Source organism: Paenarthrobacter sp. NPDC058040, from assembly GCF_042885775.1.
In the GTDB taxonomy this organism is placed as follows: domain Bacteria; phylum Actinomycetota; class Actinomycetes; order Actinomycetales; family Micrococcaceae; genus Arthrobacter.
On sequence record NZ_JBHVRN010000001.1, the window covers coordinates 508,365 to 525,927 of the forward strand.

Sequence of the window (17,563 nt, forward strand, 5' to 3'; positions counted from 1 at the left end):
GGGAAGGATCAAGGATGATTGACAAGGTTGTTGCCAGCGCCGCGGAAGCGGTGAAGGACATCCCGGACGGTGCTTCGCTCGCCGTGGGTGGATTCGGTTTATGCGGCATACCAGTCTCCCTCATAGATGCCCTTCACAGCCAAGGCACCACGGACCTGGAAACCGTGAGCAACAACTGCGGCGTGGACGACTGGGGCCTCGGGATCCTCCTCAAGGATGGCCGCATCCGCCGCACCATCAGCTCCTACGTGGGCGAGAACAAGGAATTCGCACGTCAATACCTCGCCGGGGAGCTGGAGGTGGTGCTGACTCCGCAGGGAACACTTGCTGAAAAGCTTCGGGCCGGCGGCGCCGGAATTCCCGCCTTTTACACCAAGGCCGGCGTGGGAACCCAAGTGTCCGAAGGCGGCCTCCCGCAAAAATACGACGCCGACGGGAACGTTGCGCTCGCGTCTTCGCCCAAGGAAGTCCGCACCTTCAACGACGCCGACTACGTCCTGGAAGAGTCCCTGACACCGGACTTCGGGTTGGTCCATGCGTGGAAGGGAGACCGCCATGGGAACCTCGTTTTCCATGCAACGGCCCTGAACTTCAACCCGCTGTGTGCCATGGCGGCGAAGACCACCATTGCGGAGGTCGAGGAACTGGTGGAGCCGGGGGAACTTGATCCGGAGCACATCCACACGCCAGGCATCTTCGTGCAGCGGGTGGTGGTGGCGCCTTCCAGCGAGAAGCGGATTGAGAAGCGGACCGTCGCCTTGCCGGCATCGGCAAGCAGTGAACAGGCAGGAGCCTAGTCATGGAATCGAACAGCCTGCAGGATATCCCGCCCCGTCCCGAAGCCGTGCGGCACGAGTACCGTCGTGCCGACGTCGAACATCACGAAGCCAAGGGCTGGACCCGCAACGAGTTGGCCGCCCGCGTAGCCAGGGAGCTGGTCAACGGCCAGTACGTGAACCTCGGTATCGGCATGCCCACGCTCATCCCCAATTACATCCCGGACGGTGTGGAGGTGATCCTTCACTCGGAAAACGGGATCCTGGGTGTCGGCCCATATCCGGAGGAGGACAAAGTCGATCCGGATCTGATCAACGCCGGCAAGGAGACCGTGACCACCAACGCAGGTGCCGCGTTCTTCGACTCGGCGACGTCTTTCGGCATGATCCGCGGTGGGCATGTGGATGTCGCTGTCCTGGGTGCCATGGAGGTGGCAGCCAACGGCGACCTCGCCAACTGGATGGTCCCGGGCAAAATGGTCAAGGGCATGGGCGGAGCCATGGACCTGGTGTTCGGGGCGAAGAAGGTCATCGTCATGATGGAGCACGTGGACCGCAACGGCCGGCCCAAAATCGTGAAGGACTGTACCCTGCCACTGACCGGCAAGGGATGCGTGGACCGCATCATCACGGACCTCGCGGTGATCGACGTGGTGAAGGACCAGGGCGAGCCGCGTTTGGTGCTCCGTGAGTTGGCGCCCAACGTGACGCTGGACGACATCCTGGCTGCCACGGGTGCCGAGCTGTTCGAAGAAGACCAGGAACTGACTGTATGAGCCGGGTTGTGGAGCAGCGGGGGCTGTATTACGACGAACTGGATGAAGGCGTGGTGTACGCCCACAAGCCGGGCAGGACGGTGACCGAAACGGACAACGTCCTGTTCACCACCCTCACCATGAATTCGCAGGCCTTGCACTTGGACGCTGCCTGGAGCGCGGGGCAGCCCTTTGGCCAACGGCTCATGAACTCGATGTTCACGCTCTCCACCATGGTTGGCCAGTCAGTGACCCAGCTGACCCAGGGCACCATCGTGGCGCAGTTGGGGCTCACGGATGTCACGTTCCCGCACCCGCTCTTTCACGGCGATACGCTGTACACGGAAACGGTGATCACCGGCAAGCGGCTCTCTTCCTCGCGTCCCGGGCAGGGGCTGGTGACCATGCAGCACACCGGACGCAACCAGGACGGCGAGGTGGTGGCAGTGGCCACCAGGACCTGCCTGATGTGGACCAAAGAGGCCCACGCCGCCCAATCGTCCGTTTCCGCACAGTAGAACTCCAAAGCAGCAAGGATTTTCATGCCCTCTTCCGACGTCGCTCCCTTCACCATGGGCCCGGCCCTGCTGTTCTGCCCGGCCGACCGGCCCGAACGGTTCGGCAAAGCTGCCGACCGTGCCGACGCCGTCATCCTGGATCTCGAAGATGCCGTGGCGCCCGGGGACAAAGAGCGGGCCCGGCGGGCGATCGTAGAGCAATTGGCGGACGGCGGCTCTCACCTGGACCCGGCCACAACCATTGTCCGGGTGAACCCGGTGGGCACCGAGGAATTCCGCCGGGACCTTGAATGCCTGGCGGAAACCCCCTACCGGACCGTCATGCTGGCCAAAGCCGAGGATGCCGCGCAGTTGGAGGCCCTGGATGGTTACCGCGTCATTGCGCTCTGCGAGACGGCAGCGGGCGTGGTCAATGCCGCGTCGATCGCCGCCGAACCGAACGTCGTGGCATTGATGTGGGGCGCCGAAGACCTCCTCGCGTCGTTGGGCGGCCTTTCCAGCAGGAACGACGACGGCGGCTACCGGGCGGTGGCGCTCCACTCGCGTTCGGCTGTGCTGCTTGCCGCTAAGGCTGCAGGCAAGGAGGCCATCGACGCCGTGTATGTGAACATCCCGGATCTTGAGGGATTGGGTGTGGAGTCGCGCGATGCCATTTCCAGCGGATTTGGTGCGAAGGCTTGCATCCATCCTTCACAGGTGGCTGCCGTACGGAAAGCCTATGCTCCTGCCCCGGAAGCCGTTGCCGCTGCCGCAGAGTTGTTGGAGGCTGCCTCCGCGGCTGGATCCGGAGTGTTCCAGTTCAAGGGCAAAATGATCGACGGCCCCATTCTTAAGCACGCCCAAGCCACACTTCGCCGCGCAGCCCTCGCGCCAGATGGCAGTTAATGACAATGTTTCCCCAAAACATTGTCATTAACTGCCATCTCGGCGGGCTGTCTGAGCGTTAGGCGCGCACCGTCGTCGCGAGTTCCGTCAGTTCAACCGTGGCGGGGCGACTGGCCGTGCTCTTGATGGTGACTGCTTGGCCGGTTTTCGCGGATTCGAGGACGGATTCCATGACCTCCAGGGCGTGGAACGCAAGTTCCCCACCAGCCCGCGGCTCCTGTCCGGAGGGTGTGGCGGCGAGGTCGGCGATGCCGAAGCCACGGCCTGAATCCACGTAGCCTGCCGATACGGGCAGCGTCTCCCAATCTGCTGCTCCCAGGGCAAACAGCTGGACATCGCCGTCGAAGTGGTTGGGATCCGGAACCACCAAGGAACCCTTTTCACCATGGATCTCGATGTTGGGGCTCTTGGTCTGGACAGCGTCGAAGCTCATGAACAACGTGGACAGTGCGCCGGAGGCATGCACCAGCACGCCGGTGACGTGGGAGTCAATGTCCACGGGTACTGTCTGGCCCTCGCGGGGTCCGGAGCCGATGGTGCGTTCGGTGCGGGTGTGGCTGGCCGCACCTATCACTGAAACCACTGGGCCCAGAAGGGTTACGAGTGCCGAGACGTAGTACGGGCCCATATCCAACAGTGGTCCGCCGCCGGGCTGGTAATAGAAGTCCGGGTTCGGATGCCACCGTTCGTGACCCGGAGTGGCCATGGTGGCGGTAGCGGAGATGGGGGCTCCGATCAGGCCATCGTCAATGGCCTTGCGGGCCGTCTGGATCCCTGTCCCCAGCACAGTATCCGGTGCACACCCCACCGTAACTCCGGCAGCTTTGGCCGCAGCGAGCACCTGCTGTGCCTCTGCGGTGGTGGCAGCCAAGGGCTTCTCGCCATACACGGCCTTACCCGCGGCAATGGCTTTCAGCGCGATGTCGGCGTGGGCGGCAGGAATGGTGAGGTTGAGGACCAGGTCCACGTCCTCGGCTGCCAACAGCCCGTCCACGGACAACGCTCGGACGCCCTCATAGGAGTCCGCGACCGACTGCGCACGTGCGTGATCGAGGTCGGCAACAGCCACCAGGTTGACCGACTCCAGGCGGCGGAAGTTGGTGAGGTACTGCTCCACGATCTTGCCGCAGCCGATGATCCCTACGTTTAACGGCTTGCCCACAGCATGCCCCTTTCAATGATGGTGCGGACGTTGGAGTCCTCAAGGACCTCCACGCGGTGGCCGGGCGTGCAGACGAAGATCCTGCCCTTGCCCCACTGCCGGGTCCAGATGGCCGGGGACGTGACTTCCCGGTTCCAAGGGTCCCATTCGCGGACCTTTTGGGTGGTGGTGGCCAGGACATCGATGTAGTCATCGGCCAAGACCCAGTACTGCTCGGTGACCAGATCGAAGTCCGCCAGGCCTGCTGTGATGGGGTGGTCCGCAGCGGCGGGAAGCATGTTTACGGTGTAGGGGACGTAGTTGTCCGACTGCTCGCCAATCAGCTCGTCCGGGTGTTTGCCCGGGTGGCAGGCAAACTGGCCACCGATGAGATGCAGGTAGTCCGAGTTGTTCCGGTATGAATCGGCGATGCCACCATGCCATCCGGCGAGCCCGGTGCCGTTCTCCACTGCAGTCCGCAGCCCCTCGAATTCGTCCCTCTCGATGGTGGACATGGTCATGCACTGTACGATCAGGTCGACGCCGGCCATGTACTCCGGGTCGGCGTAGATCTTGGGGGACTCTTCAACGCGGACCTCGAATCCCTGGGCTTTGAGGTACGGGATAAAGAGTTCGGTGGCCTCAACTGGCTGGTGTCCGTCCCAGCCGCCTCGCACCACCAGTGCGCTCTTGGTGTTCTTTGTCATGGTTTCCTTCGTTTCGGGGCGTATCCGTTGGGGTCTTAGCGGGTGGCGAAAGCAGCGTCGAACGCCGCGGCCGGCGGTTGGATCGTGGCGAGGTCGCGGACCATGGCAAGCGCTTGCGGGGCGCCGATCAGCCGGTCCATTCCGGCGTCCTCCCATTCGATGCTGGTGGGTCCTTCGTAGCCGATGGCGTTGAGGGTGCGGAAGATGGGTTCCCAGTTCACGTCGCCGTGGCCGGCCGTCACGAAGTCCCATCCGCGGCGGGGATCTGCCCAGGGCAGGTGGGATCCAAGGCGTCCGTTGCGTCCATTGAGTTGCCGTACTGATTCCTTGACGTGGACGTGGAAGATCTTGTCCGCGAAGTCCTGGAGGAACATCACTGGGTCCAGGTCCTGCCAGATGAAGTGGGAGGGGTCGAAGTTCAAGCCGAAGCCCTCCCGGTGCCCAACGGCTTCAAGGGTCCGCTTGGCAGTCCAGTAGTCGTAGGCGATCTCGGACGGGTGGACCTCCAAAGCGAAACGGACGCCTACCTCGTCAAAGACGTCCAGGATGGGATTCCACCTCTCGGCGAAGTCCTGGTATCCACGGTCGATCATTCCCTCCGAGGCCGGCGGGAACATGGCCACGCATTTCCAGATGGACGACCCCGTAAAGCCGGTGACGGTCTTGACGCCCAGCTTCGCGGCGGCGCGGGCCGTGGTTTTCATCGCTTCCGCGGCCCGCTGACGGACTCCCTCGGGGTCTCCGTCGCCCCAGACTCCGGGGGAGAGGATATCCCGGTGCCGTTCATCGATGGGGTCGTCACACACGGCCTGACCGGTGAGATGGTTGGCGATGGCATGGACGGACAGGTGGTGCTTGTCCAGGATGTCGAGCTTGTTCTGCAGGTAGGCGTCGTCCTCCACAATCCGCTGGGGGTCCAGATGGTCGCCCCAGCACGCAATCTCCAAGCCGTCGAAACCCCATTCGCCGGCTAGCCTGGCCACCTCCTCGAACGGGAGATCTGCCCACTGGCCGGTGAAAAGGGTGATGGGTCGCGTCATGGTTCTTCCTTTCAGACGTTCTGCCAGCGGCTTGCGTTGGTGGCGCTCGCCTCAACGGCGGCGAGCACCTTTTGTACCTGCAATGCATCAGCGAACGACGGCGAGGGCTGCTCGCCTGCGTGGATGGCGTTCACCAGGTCCACCACTTGATGCGTGAAGCCGTGCTCATAACCGAGGCCGTGCCCCGTGGGCCACCAGTTGGCCGTGTAGGGGTGCGACGGCTCGGTGACCATGATCTTGCGGAAGCCTGCGTCGGGTTCCAGCGCCGCTTCGTAGAACTGCAGCGAATTCATGTCCTCGAAGTCGAAGGCCAGGGATCCCTTGGTTCCGTTGAGTTCCAGTCGCATGGCGTTCTTCCGCCCCAAGGCGAACCGGGTGGCCTCGAAGATACCGATAGGGGCTGTGCCTGCCCGGTCTCCGGTGCCGGTCGCGCCCGAGGTGGTGCCGGCGTCGTGCCTTCTGCCGAATCGCGCGGTGAACAGCGCGGCGTCGTCAACCGTCACCGGGCCCTTGGGGCCATCGGCTCCGCCCTGGCCGCCGAGGCCCACAAAGTCGCCGGCCACAGGGCGCTCTTTCACGAAGGTTTCCAGCAGCGCTGAAACTCCCGTGATGTCCATGCCGGTGATCCATTGGGCGGCATCGATGCTGTGGGCACCAATGTCCCCCAGGGAACCGGATCCCGACTTCGATTTGTCCAGCCGCCACGTCAGTGGGGCATTGGCGTCGGAAAGCCAGTCCTGCAGGTATTGGGCCCGGACATGGCGGATCTCGCCCAACCGTCCCTCGTCCACCATGCGTTTGGCGAGGGCCAAGGCAGGAGTACGACGGTAGCTGAAGCCACACATGGACAGCACTCCGCGAGCAGCCGCAGCCTGTGCAACCACCGTCATCTTTTCGGCCTCGGCCACGGAGTTTGCCAGCGGCTTCTCGCACAGCACGTGCTTTCCGGCCTCCAAGGCCGCAATGGCGATCTCGCCGTGGGTATTGCCGGGGGTGCAGATATCGATCAGGTCGATGTCGTCGCGGTCGATCAACCTCCGCCAATCCGTTTCCACGGAGTCCCAGCCGTACTTTGCGGCTGCTGCCCGCACGCCTTCTTCATTCCGGCCGGCGACGGCGGTCAGTTGCGGGGCGAGGGGAAGATCGAAGAACCGCGGTGCGGTACGCCAGGCGTGGGAGTGGGCGGCGCCCATGAAGGCGTAGCCCACCATGCCCACCCGGAGGGGTCGTGTTTCTGTCACCAGAAAACCTTTCTACTTGCTGAATCCGGCCGTGAGGCCGCTGAGCAGTTGGCGGCGTCCCACGACGTAAAGCACCAGGATGGGGAGGGTGCTCAGGACAACCGAGGCCAGAACGGCGGGGATGTTGACGCTGTACTCACCCTGGAAAGTCCATAGGGCCAGCGGCAGGACCCGCAGGTTGGGGCTCTGCGTGAGCACCAGTGGCAGCAGGAAGCCGTTCCACACATGCAGTCCGTTGTAAATGGATACGGTCACGATCGCCGGACGGGTCAGTGGCAGCGCCAGCCGCCACATGGTTTGCCATTCGCTGCAGCCGTCAAGCCGCATCGATTCGAACAGCTCGTTGGGCACGTCCCTGATGAAGTTGGACAGGATGAGGACTGTCAACGGGATGGCGAACGCGATCGAAGGCAACATGATGGCCAAGAGGCTGTCGTAGAGGTTCAACCGGATGATCATCAGATAGATCGGAATGATGGTGGCCTGCAGCGGAATGGCAAGGCCCATGAGGAACATGCCGTTCACTACCTTCAGGAAGCGGCCGCGGCCACGAACTATTGCGAAGGCGGCCATGAAGGAGATCAGCACTGTTGGGATGACCGCACCCAACGTGACGATCGCGCTGTTCATGAAGTACCTGGCGAAATCGGACTCGATGACCAACTGATAGTTCTCGAAAGTGGGCGACACCGGGGGAGCCAGCGGGTTCTGGCCGAAGTAGCCCTCGGAGGTCTTCAAGCTGGTAATCACGATGTAGTAGACCGGAATGATGATGATGGCCAGCCATACCCAGCCACCCAGGCCGCCGGGTATGTTGAGCCGCCTCAGCCGTACCCCGAGGCCTTGGCGGTTGGCTGCAGGTGTGGCCGGGGAAGCCTCCGTTTGCGGTCCCTTGCGGTTTGTCAGAACTGTGCTCACGCTACATACCTTCCAGTTGGCTGCCCTGTTTGTCCTTGCCACCGAGCCGTTGGAGAACCAAGGCCAGGACCAGGCCGATGACCACAAGGATGACGGCGATCACGCTTGCGGGACCCATGAGATTGGCGCGGAAGCCGCGCAGATACATATCCAATGCCAGGATCCGCGTTGAGTTGCCGGGACCGCCGCCAGTCAGGACGAAGATCAGGTCAAAGTAGGTCAGCGACCCCACCACCATCAAGGTGGAGGACGTGATGATCGTGTACTTCAACTGGGGGAGCGTGATGTGGAAGAACTGCTTGATGGTGCCTGCTCCATCGATCTGGGCTGCCTCATACAACGACTTCGGAATCTGGCGCACGCCACCTTGGTAGATCAACGTGTGGAAGGGGACGAATTGCCAGGCGATCACGAAGATGACAAGGCCCAGCGCGAGTTGGGGAACGCCCAGCCAGTCCTGTGCCAGGAAGGGCAGGCCCAGACCCATGGCCAAACCGAAGTTCGGGTCCAGCAGAGCCTTGAATGCGATGGCCACAGCGGCCGACGAGAGCAGCAAAGGCAGGAAGTAGAGGACCGCCAAAGCGGCACGGTACTTCTGGCTCCCCGCGGTGAAGACTCCCAGCAGCAGGCTGATGGGAGTTTGGACCAGCCAGGACACGATCATGATCAGGAAGGTCAGGCCCAAGGCGTTGTAGAGGCCGGGGTCCGCAAGGACACTGAACCAGTTGTCCAGTCCGGCCACGCCGATTGCGCCGATGCCGTCCCAGTTGGCAAAGCTCAGAACGAGTACGCCTGCCAGGGGGACCAGGGCAAAGGCGACAAAGAAGACCAAAGCAGGCACGGTCAGCCATGCGAGTGCGGGATTCTTTCGCCCCTCAGTTGCGTCGACAGTCCGGTGGGCGCCCGTCCTGGCTGCTGTTGAGGTGCTCATTTGCCCAGCGTTGCATTCATGTTCTCGGCGAACTGCTGCGGAGTGATCGACTTCAGGAACAGCTGGTCGATGTTGTTCAGCAGGGCCTCCGCGGCGGTGGGGCTCAGTGCCTGGTCCCAGGACTGCTGGAAACTGGGAGCATTCTTGGCGAGGTCGTAGACAAAGTTGAGGAAGTCCTTGTCCGGTGAGGACGACAGCTTGTCCTCGATGCCGTTGACGATGGGAACCGAACCTGAGTTGATGTAGGCGTCAATAACGGTGTCGGTCATGATGCCGTCCTTGAAGAACTTCTTGGCAGTCTCCTTCTCCTTGTCGGAGGCCTTCGAAGAGATGGACATGTACTGCGCGGGGTTTCCCACGCCGCTCTTGGGGTCGCCCTTCCCGCCAGGGATGGTGGGGAACTGGACGAAGCCGAGCTTTCCGTCCTGGACAAAGTTTTGTCCGTCCTTCTTCATGGATCCGTACGTCCATGATCCGTGCAGCATCATGGCGGCCTTGCCGGTGAACAAGAGCGCCTGATCCGCCTTCGAATCTGCGGTGATGGAAGAGAATCCCTTGATGAAGCCATCGGCGGAAACCAGTTCCTGGATCTTGGTGCCCGTTTCAATCACGGCCGGGTGCTTCCAGGCGTCGGGCTTGCCCTCGAAGATGGCGTTGAACACTTCGGAGCCGCCAATGCGGTCCAGGAGGTACTCCAGCCACATCATGGAGGTCCAGCGTGACTGGCCGCCGAGCGAGAACGGTGCCACGCCCATGTCGTTGAAGGTCTTCACGAGCGACATGATGTCGTCCCACGTCTTGGGCGGTTGGACACCTGCCTTGGAGAAGAGTTCCTTGTTGTAGAACAGCACGATCGGGGCGACGTACTGGTTGGGGAGCGCATAGATCTTGCCGTTGACCGTCGCTGCTCCGAAGGAGGAGGGGAAGAACTTCTTCTTCAGGTCAGGGTTGGCCTCGAACCAAGCCGTCAGGTCTTCCACTTGGTTTGCTTCGGCGTAGGTCTTCAGGCCACCGCCACCCCAGCCGTAGACGATGGTCGGGGCCTGGCCGGCGCCAATGGCCGTCTTGATCTTTGTCTTGTAAGCATCGTTCTGGAAGTAGGTCACGGTGATCTTGTTGTCGGGGTTGGCTGCCCCGAATGCGTCCACGGCCTTTTGCATGGTGGTCTGGTTCGGCTCACCCGTGAGGAACCACATGCTGGCGCCGCCCCCTCCGCTGGTTCCGCCAGGACCTGACGTTCCGCAGGCGGTGGTTGCCATGGCCGCGAAGGGCGTGAGGGCAGCGAGGGCCAGGAACGAACGGCGGGAGGACTGGAATTGCTTCATTGCTTCTCCATGGTTACTCGGGGTGCTTGAACAAGAAGATTCCGAAAAACTTCGAAATATTTCGTGACCATGATTTAGATCACGGTCTAAACTAAAGGTGTTTTGACGGAGCGTCAAGCCCGAAAAGAACGGACAAACCAGTGGACAACGTCGCCCTACCCATACACTGGGCGTTATCCAGGCAGCCGAAATATTTCGAGACCGGGGGAACCATGAACACCAGCACGCGACCATCCAAGCTGACGCTGGCCGCAGTAGCCAAGGAAGCGGGAGTGTCCACGCCGACCGTTTCCAAGGTGGTCAACGGCCGCGAGGACGTGGCCGAGGCCACGCGTGCCCGGGTTCTGGCTGCCCTGGAGCGCACAGGCTACAAGTCACCGCTTCAGCGCAAGGGCCTTCCCACGCGACGCGCCGTGGAAGTCGTCTTCGATTCCCTCAACTCCGCGTATGCCGTGGAAGTGCTCAACGGCATCATGGAGCAGGCGGCGGCCTCCGACATGGAAGTGGTCCTCTCCGTGACCAGCCGCGAAGGATCTTCGCCATTGGCGCCGGAAGAACGCGCCCAGCGGCTGATGGCCGAGGGCCGCAGCGGAATGATCGTGGTGACCTCCGCCTACAACTCCGCGGAGTTGGAGGCCTTCCAGCGGCGGCAGATTCCCATCGCCGTCGTCGATCCGCTCAACCCGCCACCGGCGGATGTCTACAGCGTGGGCGCCAGCAACTGGGCCGGCGGGAAGGCCGCCACCACGCACTTGCTGGAGTGTGGGCACCGCCGCATCGCTTTCATTGGCGGTCCTGAAGGGGCCGAGTGCAGCCAGGCGCGCCTGCACGGGTACATGGCCGCGCTGATGGCTGAGGGAATCGCGGTGGAGGATGAATACGTCTCGACCGGCCCCTTCCGGCCATCCAACGGGGTCAAGGCCATGCAGCGCCTGCTGGCGCTGGACAACCCGCCCACTGCCATCTTCGCCGGAAGCGACAGCATCGCCCTGGGTGTGCTTGCCGAAGCACGGAGGCAGCATGTGAGGATTCCGGACGACATGAGCCTGGTGGGCTTCGATGGAACCCATCAGGCTGAGCAATCGGTGCCGCCGCTGACCTCGGTCTCGCAACCGCTGCAGGATATGGGCCGGTCAGCCCTGCGCTTCATCCTGCGGCAGATCAGCGGCGAGGACATCGATTCCCGCCGCGTGGAACTTGCCACCCATTTGGTGGTGCGTGAGTCAACGGCGCCACCGCGCGACGCCGGACGGCGCTGACCCCTTCAACTGCCTTCTCCGTTCACGGCTTCGCCGGGTTTCCGTCACGTTCTGGGCCTTTCGGTCACTTGTGGTTTGTGACCGGTGCGATCGCGGCCAGCCCTGACCATTCCTTGGCCAGTTCCAGGCCGGATGTGATCGCCCAGGTGAAGCCAGAGAAGGAGAATGACGTGCCTGATCCTCAAAACAAGGGGTCCGCGAAGCAGCCGCCGAATCGCTACCGCTTGAACGTGCCGCAGGCGGACGAAGCCGTGATTGCGTGGCTGGAACTGCAAGACAACCAGTCTCTTTCCATCCGCATGCTGATCCGGGACAGCATCGTCCGCCAAGGCTACGTGGACGTCGTCAACAGGCCCGTCGTGCAACTCCCTGCCGGGAGCGGCCGGCCAGCGGGCAGTGCCGTCGTCGAGGCTTCCGGTGCCGGAAACCCGACCCCTGCTCCGGCGTCCGCCGATCCCGGGCCGTCACAGGAAGACCCGCCCGCTGCGGCACCCGTGGACGTCAACGACATCTTCGCCCAGCTCCGGCGGTAACGGCACCGAAGTCACGCCGTCTGCACAGCCGAACCACACCCACGCACACTGAAGGGACTTTCCCATGACCATTTCCACAAATCTCACCGGCGGCATCGATGTTGGCAACGGCTACGTCAAAGGCATCATCCGGGGGCCGCTCACTTCGGGTGGCTCCGATGGCGACGAGATCGACCTTCCCAGCGGCGTGGCACTCATCACCCGGTCCAACGCACTTCCTACGCCCGACCGGGAGGCATCCGCCCGGATGGAGGGTGACTTCTACAACGAGTTGGACGTGAGCTTCGACTCGTCGCTGATCGGGGACCAGTACCGGCGCCTCTTCGGCCTCAGGGCGCTGAGTGCCCAGGGAGCTTTCGAGGAATTCGATGTCATCGGGCACAGGAGCAAGGCCCAGCAGGAGCTGAGCAAGATCCTGGTCATGGGCGTGTTCGCGGCCAAGGCCGTCCGTGACCACGTGCGCGCCAACGGCTCACTGCCGCCGGCGGAGGAAATCCTGAGCGTGCGGGCCCGCGTGGCGTTGGCCCTGCCCATCAACGAGTACCTCTCGCACCGGACCAGCTACGCCGCTGAGTTCATGAACGGTGTGCACACCGTGACGGTGCACAATTTCGAGACGCCCGTGACCGTCAAGCTGCGCTTCATGGATGTGCAGGTCATTCCGGAAGGTGCATCGGCCCAGTACGCCATCACTGCCAAAGGCGAGCCCTTGATGGAGGCGATGTTGGCCGATGTCCGCCGCCGGGGTTTGGTCCTGGAAGGCATCACCCCCGGTGACGTCCTGGCCGCACAGCACACCATCGGCATCGACATCGGAGAAGGCACCGTCAACTTCCCCGTCTTCACCGCGGGCCAGTTCAACGCCGATGCTTCCACGACGTTCAAGAAGGGTTACGGTTCAGTGCTCACCGATGCGATGAAGGCGATGCGCGATCGCGGCTTCCAAACGGGCTTTACTTCCCGCAAGCAACTCTCCGAGTATCTGCACGCCGGTCCTTCCCCGTTGAAGCTGAATTTCTATGACCGAGTGAAGGGCTTCGTCGATGAGGAAACCATGTTCTTCGCCAAGGAAGTAGCCGAGCAGTTTGGGCGGGTGTTGGCCGTCGTAGGGGCCACAACGGAGGTGGCCTACGTCTATGGCGGGGGCGCCGGGGCCGGTGCCGTGAAGGAATACCTTTACAGCGCGCTCCTCGCCAAGGCGGCCGAGATGAACAGCGAGGATTCGTTCCCCACCTTGTACTTGGATTCGAGCTACTCACGGCACCTCAACCGCGAGGGCCTCTACATCGCGGCCGAGACGGTGGAACGCAGGGCCGTCTCGGCGCCCACCAGCAAACGAAGCAGCAAGCGCCCGTTGGCGGAGGAAAGCCAGGGGTTGGTGGACGCCGCGGTGTAATGGAGGGCGGCCGCTACGGCAACCACTGCCGCCTGGAATCCAGCGACAACGGCGGTATGGCCTCGTACAACGGCACGCGCACCCAGCGGTGCCCCGATTCCCGGAACTCGGCACGACTGGAGAAGCGGTACAGGTAGGTGCGCACCCGCACCCAACGCGGGCGTCCGCCGTCGAACGGGTCCTGGCGAAGCAGCCCAAGCGTTGGAGCGTCGGCCCTCAGGAGCTTGTCCAGGAAGGCGTAGAACCAGTCCTCGTGGACGGTCCGCAGGGGCAGGAACCACATGAGCCAGTCCAGGCGGAGGTGGTAGGGCGCCCACTGCCGTGGCAGGCGCCGGACGTCGCCGGGTTTGCCCTTGAAGCCATACTCCTGCCACAGATGGTCGGCGGCGTCCGGCTGTTCTTCGAGCGTCCCCTCCACCACCACTTCGATGCGCTGCTTGGTGACGGTTCCGAAGGCACCGTAGGCGTTGACCAGCCGCCACCGGTTGAAGCTCGCATTCATGAGTTGTCTGCGGGAGAACAGGTTCCGGAGGGGACGGTAACTGAGCACCAGCAACAGTGCCGTTACGGCAAGTACGACGCCGGTCCACCACACCGTGGGTTGCGCATCCCGGTGCCACTCAAGCGGAATGAAGGGAAGGACTGCGTGGGCCACGGGGTCGCTCACTGCGGCAAACGCCAGGACAATCGCGGACCAGTTGAGCCAGGCGAAGTTGCCTGTGGCCACCAGCCACAATTGGGTGACGATGATGATTCCCGCGGCGATACTGGCCAGCGGCTGGGGTGCGAACAGGAAGAAGGGGACCACCAGCTGGGCGAAGTGGTTGCCCACGACTTCCACCTTGTGCAGCGGCCGCGGCAGCAGGTGCGCCTGGCGGCTCAAGGGTCCTGGCATGGGTTGGGTTTCATGGTGGTAGAACATGGCGGTCAGGTCCCGCCACTCCTTTCCGCCACGGATTTTGATCATGCCGGCGCCGAACTCGAGCCTGAAGACAAGCCACACGACCAGCAGCAGGATGGTGGTTGGCGGGGGAGTCTGGTCGGAGCCGAGGAAGGCGACAGTGAATCCGGCTTCGAGGAGGAGGATTTCCCAACCGAAGCCGTAGAACGTTTGCCCCACATTGACGATCGACATGTAGAGGAACCAGAGGGCCAGGAAGGCCAGCATGGGCACCCACGGCGGACCCGTCTGCGGAAGGCCGAGTACGAGGGCTGCTGAGATGGCAAGGCCGGCCCGGCAGACCCACCGCAGTAGGCCGTCCGAGTAACGCCAGCGGAAAAGGGTGGGGCGGGCCATCCTGCGGGCCATGTCCAGGAAGTCCGGAACTGGAAGCAGGCCCCTTTCGCCCAGGAGCGCCGGGAATTGGTTCAGCGTGGACAGGAAGGCGAGGAAGTACAGCGCCGCGGTTCCACGTTGCAGGACCTGCCGCGCGAACTCGTAATCCTGGGCATCGAACCAGGAGAGCCACTCCACGATTTCCACGGTACGCGCGCAGGCGGTGGGGTCAACAGAGTCCCCGGATGGCGTTCACTGTGCCGCTCAGCTGCTGGGATACTGGAAACATGCAGCCGCGAAAGATCGTCATCCTCGGGTCCACCGGTTCCATCGGCACACAGGCGATCGAGGTGGTCGACGCCGCTCCACACCTTTTCGAGGTGGTCGCACTCAGCGCCGGCGGTGGGAACCTGGAACTGATCGCGCAGCAAGCCGTCCATGTGCGCGCGCAGGCAGTGGGAGTCGCACAGGGAGATGGCGCCCGGTTGCGCCAACTGATCGCCGGATTCGCCGACGTCGCAGGCCTGGCCGCCTATGCGCCGGAAATTTATGTGGGGCCGGACGCCTCCACGCACATTGCCGCCATCCCGTGCGACGTCGTCCTCAACGGCATCACGGGCTCCATCGGGCTGGCTCCGACGCTGGCCGCCCTGGGTTCGGGTGCCACCCTGGCGCTGGCCAACAAGGAATCGTTGATTGTGGGTGGCTCTCTGGTCAAAGCGGCCGCCCGGCCGGGCCAGATCGTTCCCGTCGACTCGGAGCACTCGGCCATTGCCCAGTGCCTGCGCTCGGGCACGGCAGGCGAAGTGGACAAGCTGATTCTTACTGCTTCGGGTGGTCCCTTCCGCGGTCGGTCCCGCGAACAACTCCACGAGGTCACCCCGCAGGAGGCGCTGGCGCACCCCACCTGGGACATGGGGTTGATGGTCACCACCAACTCCGCGAGCCTGGTCAACAAGGGGTTGGAAGTGATCGAGGCACACCTGTTGTTCGACGTCCCCCTGGACCGGATCGATGTTGTGGTGCACCCACAGTCTGTGGTCCATTCCATGGTCCAGTTCGTGGACGGGTCCATCATCGCCCAGGCTTCTCCACCGGACATGCGCCTGCCGATTGCCCTCGGACTTGGCTGGCCGGACCGTGTTCCGCGGGCTGCCCAGCCGTGTGACTGGACGCAGGCCACCAGCTGGACCTTCGAGCCGTTGGACTCCATTGCGTTCCCGGCCGTTGACCTGGCCAAGGACGCCGCAAAACAGGGCAGTACCTTCCCGGCCGTGTTCAATGCCGCCAACGAGGAAGCCGTGGAAGCCTTCCACAGAGGCCGCATCCGCTTCACCGACATTGTCGATACCGTGGAGTCCGTCCTCAGCGAACATTCAGGATCCTCTGAGCTAACGGTGGAGTCCGTGTTGGATGCTGAACTGTGGGCACGCGCCCGCACCCATGATCGTTTAGCCACCAGCACCCTGTAGTCCCCAACCAGCCAGACTTGATGGAAGCAGTCCCAGCCGCATGAGTCCCGTCCTACTTTTCATCCTCGGAGTCGTTTTCGTCGCCATTGGTGTCGCCGTCTCCATAGCACTTCACGAAGTGGGCCACCTGGTTCCCGCGAAGCTCTTCAAGGTGCGCGTGACCAAGTACATGATCGGCTTTGGGCCCACTTTGTGGTCGAAGAAAAAGGGCGAAACCGAATACGGCTTCAAGGCCCTTCCCCTGGGCGGATACGTCGCCATGATCGGCATGTACCCGCCGAACAAGGAAGACGGCGGCGTCCGTCCTTCCAGCACCGGAATGTTCCAGACGCTGGCCTCGGAAGCGCGTTCCGTAGCGCACGAGGAGGTAGGTCCGGGCGATGGGAACCGGGTGTTCTACAAGCTCCCGGTCTGGAAAAAGATCATCATCATGCTCGGTGGCCCTGCCATGAACATGCTCATAGGACTCGTGCTCACCGCCGTCCTGCTGATGGGTTTCGGCACGGCACAGGCAACCACCACCATCGCAGACGTCTCCAAGTGCCAAGTCGCGGCCGGGCAGACCGTGGACCCCGACTCCGCCGATTGCAAGCCCACTCCGGCGGCCGCCGCCGGCCTCCAACCCAATGACACTGTGAAAACCTTCGACGGGAAGCAAGTCACCAGCTGGGATGAACTGACTGGATGGATCCGGGCCTCGGCAGGCAAGGATGTTCCGATCACGGTTGAACGCAACGGATCCTTGATATCCACCACAGTTACCCCAGTGCTCTCGTCCCGTCCGGTCATCGGCACTGACGGCCGCCAGGAGCAGGACGCCAGCGGTGTGCTGAAGTACCAGGAAGTCGGCTTCCTCGGCATCGGCGCCCAAAGCGCGTTGGTGCCCCAACCGGCGTCGAGCGTTTTGCCCATGGCGGGAGAGAACATCAAGCAGATTTCCGGTGTGATCTTCAACCTGCCTGCCCGCGTGGTCGGTGTGGCCAAGGCGGCGTTCAGCGAAGAGCCGCGCGACCCGAACGGTCCCATCAGCGTGGTGGGCGTCGGACGCGTGGCCGGCGAGGTCGCGGCCATGGAACAGGTGCCACTGCAGGCCCGGATCGGGACGCTGGTGGGGTTGCTTGCAGGCCTCAACTTCGCGCTGGCTGTTTTCAACCTCATCCCGCTGCTTCCGCTTGACGGTGGCCATGTAGCCGGTGCCCTGTATGAGGGAGTCCGACGCCGGGTGGCCAAGTTGCGCGGCAAACCAGACCCCGGTGCGTTCGACATCGCCAAGCTGCTGCCCGCCACGTATGTGGTGGCCGCCCTCCTGATGGCCATGGGTGCGCTGCTGATCTACGCCGACATCGTCAAGCCGGTCAACATCTTTGGCTAGGGGCCCGGTGATCTCCTT

Annotated in this window: 17 protein-coding genes; 9 read left to right on the forward strand and 8 right to left on the reverse strand. The window is 63.1% G+C overall.

The genetic code is table 11. The features are described 5' to 3' along the window. Nucleotides 1-14 precede the first annotated feature (14 nt). Genes ACFVSJ_RS02215 through ACFVSJ_RS02230 form a run of 4 tightly spaced genes read left to right on the forward strand, consistent with a single transcriptional unit; the run spans nucleotide 15 to nucleotide 2,934 of the window. Nucleotides 15-797 carry a CoA transferase subunit A gene (locus ACFVSJ_RS02215; protein WP_387433847.1) on the forward strand — a complete coding sequence of 261 codons (783 nt, stop codon included), beginning with the start codon at nucleotides 15-17 and terminating at the stop codon, nucleotides 795-797. Between the two features lie 2 nt (nucleotides 798-799). Then, on the forward strand, nucleotides 800-1,552 hold the full coding sequence (locus tag ACFVSJ_RS02220; protein ID WP_387433849.1) for a CoA transferase subunit B: 753 nt from the start codon (nucleotides 800-802) through the stop codon (nucleotides 1,550-1,552). Then, nucleotides 1,549-2,049 (forward strand): MaoC family dehydratase, encoded by a 501-nt coding sequence (locus ACFVSJ_RS02225; protein WP_387433851.1) that lies wholly within the window; start codon nucleotides 1,549-1,551, stop codon nucleotides 2,047-2,049. Before ACFVSJ_RS02220 ends, ACFVSJ_RS02225 begins: the two co-directional genes overlap by 4 nt. 24 nt (nucleotides 2,050-2,073) lie before the next feature. Beyond that, complete coding sequence (locus ACFVSJ_RS02230) at nucleotides 2,074-2,934, forward strand: HpcH/HpaI aldolase/citrate lyase family protein (RefSeq protein ID WP_387433853.1); 861 nt, start codon at nucleotides 2,074-2,076, stop codon at nucleotides 2,932-2,934. A 58-nt stretch (nucleotides 2,935-2,992) separates the two neighbouring features. Here the strand turns inward: ACFVSJ_RS02230 and ACFVSJ_RS02235 are convergent, their stop codons facing one another. From ACFVSJ_RS02235 to ACFVSJ_RS02265, 7 genes are read right to left on the reverse strand one after another with little or no spacing between them, the layout of a single operon-like run. Next, on the reverse strand, nucleotides 2,993-4,096 hold the full coding sequence (locus tag ACFVSJ_RS02235; RefSeq protein WP_387433855.1) for a Gfo/Idh/MocA family protein: 1,104 nt from the start codon (nucleotides 4,094-4,096) through the stop codon (nucleotides 2,993-2,995). Then, on the reverse strand, nucleotides 4,081-4,782 hold the full coding sequence (locus ACFVSJ_RS02240; protein ID WP_387433858.1) for a ThuA domain-containing protein: 702 nt from the start codon (nucleotides 4,780-4,782) through the stop codon (nucleotides 4,081-4,083). Before ACFVSJ_RS02240 ends, ACFVSJ_RS02235 begins: the two co-directional genes overlap by 16 nt. 35 nt (nucleotides 4,783-4,817) lie before the next feature. Further along, entirely contained in the window at nucleotides 4,818-5,822 is a 1,005-nt protein-coding gene (locus ACFVSJ_RS02245; RefSeq protein WP_387433859.1) for a sugar phosphate isomerase/epimerase family protein, read from the reverse strand. An 11-nt stretch (nucleotides 5,823-5,833) separates the two neighbouring features. Beyond that, nucleotides 5,834-7,063: a Gfo/Idh/MocA family protein gene (locus ACFVSJ_RS02250; protein ID WP_387433862.1), complete on the reverse strand. Its 1,230-nt coding sequence runs from the start codon at nucleotides 7,061-7,063 to the stop codon at nucleotides 5,834-5,836. A 12-nt stretch (nucleotides 7,064-7,075) separates the two neighbouring features. Then, nucleotides 7,076-7,981 (reverse strand): carbohydrate ABC transporter permease, encoded by a 906-nt coding sequence (locus ACFVSJ_RS02255; protein WP_387433865.1) that lies wholly within the window; start codon nucleotides 7,979-7,981, stop codon nucleotides 7,076-7,078. Nucleotide 7,982: 1 nt separating this feature from the next. After that, nucleotides 7,983-8,912, reverse strand: a complete 930-nt coding sequence (locus tag ACFVSJ_RS02260) for a carbohydrate ABC transporter permease (protein WP_387433868.1) — start codon at nucleotides 8,910-8,912, stop codon at nucleotides 7,983-7,985. Beyond that, nucleotides 8,909-10,237 (reverse strand): extracellular solute-binding protein, encoded by a 1,329-nt coding sequence (locus ACFVSJ_RS02265; protein ID WP_387433871.1) that lies wholly within the window; start codon nucleotides 10,235-10,237, stop codon nucleotides 8,909-8,911. Before ACFVSJ_RS02265 ends, ACFVSJ_RS02260 begins: the two co-directional genes overlap by 4 nt. 212 nt (nucleotides 10,238-10,449) lie before the next feature. Here ACFVSJ_RS02265 and ACFVSJ_RS02270 point away from each other — a divergent pair, with 212 nt between their 5' ends. The 3 genes from ACFVSJ_RS02270 (at nucleotide 10,450) to ACFVSJ_RS02280 (ending at nucleotide 13,425) form a co-directional block, all read left to right on the forward strand. Next, nucleotides 10,450-11,496, forward strand: coding sequence for a LacI family DNA-binding transcriptional regulator (locus ACFVSJ_RS02270; protein WP_387433873.1), 1,047 nt, complete (start codon nucleotides 10,450-10,452; stop codon nucleotides 11,494-11,496). Between the two features lie 170 nt (nucleotides 11,497-11,666). Then, nucleotides 11,667-12,029 carry a hypothetical protein gene (locus ACFVSJ_RS02275; RefSeq protein WP_387433875.1) on the forward strand — a complete coding sequence of 121 codons (363 nt, stop codon included), beginning with the start codon at nucleotides 11,667-11,669 and terminating at the stop codon, nucleotides 12,027-12,029. Between the two features lie 64 nt (nucleotides 12,030-12,093). Beyond that, on the forward strand, nucleotides 12,094-13,425 hold the full coding sequence (locus ACFVSJ_RS02280) for a hypothetical protein (protein WP_387433877.1): 1,332 nt from the start codon (nucleotides 12,094-12,096) through the stop codon (nucleotides 13,423-13,425). A 13-nt stretch (nucleotides 13,426-13,438) separates the two neighbouring features. Here the strand turns inward: ACFVSJ_RS02280 and ACFVSJ_RS02285 are convergent, their stop codons facing one another. Continuing rightward, a complete protein-coding gene (locus tag ACFVSJ_RS02285) occupies nucleotides 13,439-14,899 on the reverse strand; it encodes a lipase maturation factor family protein (protein ID WP_387433880.1) in 1,461 nt (486 codons plus the stop codon). 89 nt (nucleotides 14,900-14,988) lie between these two features. Here ACFVSJ_RS02285 and dxr point away from each other — a divergent pair, with 89 nt between their 5' ends. Further along, a complete protein-coding gene (dxr, locus tag ACFVSJ_RS02290; RefSeq protein ID WP_387433882.1) occupies nucleotides 14,989-16,173 on the forward strand; it encodes a 1-deoxy-D-xylulose-5-phosphate reductoisomerase in 1,185 nt (394 codons plus the stop codon). A 40-nt stretch (nucleotides 16,174-16,213) separates the two neighbouring features. Further along, on the forward strand, nucleotides 16,214-17,545 hold the full coding sequence (locus ACFVSJ_RS02295) for a M50 family metallopeptidase (protein WP_387433884.1): 1,332 nt from the start codon (nucleotides 16,214-16,216) through the stop codon (nucleotides 17,543-17,545). Nucleotides 17,546-17,563: the final 18 nt, after the last annotated feature.

What these genes read in the sequence shown, in the direction of transcription:
- ACFVSJ_RS02225 (WP_387433851.1), top strand. Translation starts at nt 1,549, where the DNA reads ATGAGCCGGGTTGTGGAGCAGCGGGGGCTGTATTACGACGAACTGGAT.
- dxr (WP_387433882.1), top strand. Translation starts at nt 14,989, where the DNA reads ATGCAGCCGCGAAAGATCGTCATCCTCGGGTCCACCGGTTCCATCGGC.
- ACFVSJ_RS02230 (WP_387433853.1), top strand. Translation starts at nt 2,074, where the DNA reads ATGCCCTCTTCCGACGTCGCTCCCTTCACCATGGGCCCGGCCCTGCTG.
- ACFVSJ_RS02280 (WP_387433877.1), top strand. Translation starts at nt 12,094, where the DNA reads ATGACCATTTCCACAAATCTCACCGGCGGCATCGATGTTGGCAACGGC.
- ACFVSJ_RS02220 (WP_387433849.1), top strand. Translation starts at nt 800, where the DNA reads ATGGAATCGAACAGCCTGCAGGATATCCCGCCCCGTCCCGAAGCCGTG.
- ACFVSJ_RS02265 (WP_387433871.1), bottom strand. Translation starts at nt 10,237, where the DNA reads ATGAAGCAATTCCAGTCCTCCCGCCGTTCGTTCCTGGCCCTCGCTGCC.
- ACFVSJ_RS02295 (WP_387433884.1), top strand. Translation starts at nt 16,214, where the DNA reads ATGAGTCCCGTCCTACTTTTCATCCTCGGAGTCGTTTTCGTCGCCATT.
- ACFVSJ_RS02240 (WP_387433858.1), bottom strand. Translation starts at nt 4,782, where the DNA reads ATGACAAAGAACACCAAGAGCGCACTGGTGGTGCGAGGCGGCTGGGAC.
- ACFVSJ_RS02260 (WP_387433868.1), bottom strand. Translation starts at nt 8,912, where the DNA reads ATGAGCACCTCAACAGCAGCCAGGACGGGCGCCCACCGGACTGTCGAC.
- ACFVSJ_RS02270 (WP_387433873.1), top strand. Translation starts at nt 10,450, where the DNA reads ATGAACACCAGCACGCGACCATCCAAGCTGACGCTGGCCGCAGTAGCC.
- ACFVSJ_RS02215 (WP_387433847.1), top strand. Translation starts at nt 15, where the DNA reads ATGATTGACAAGGTTGTTGCCAGCGCCGCGGAAGCGGTGAAGGACATC.
- ACFVSJ_RS02245 (WP_387433859.1), bottom strand. Translation starts at nt 5,822, where the DNA reads ATGACGCGACCCATCACCCTTTTCACCGGCCAGTGGGCAGATCTCCCG.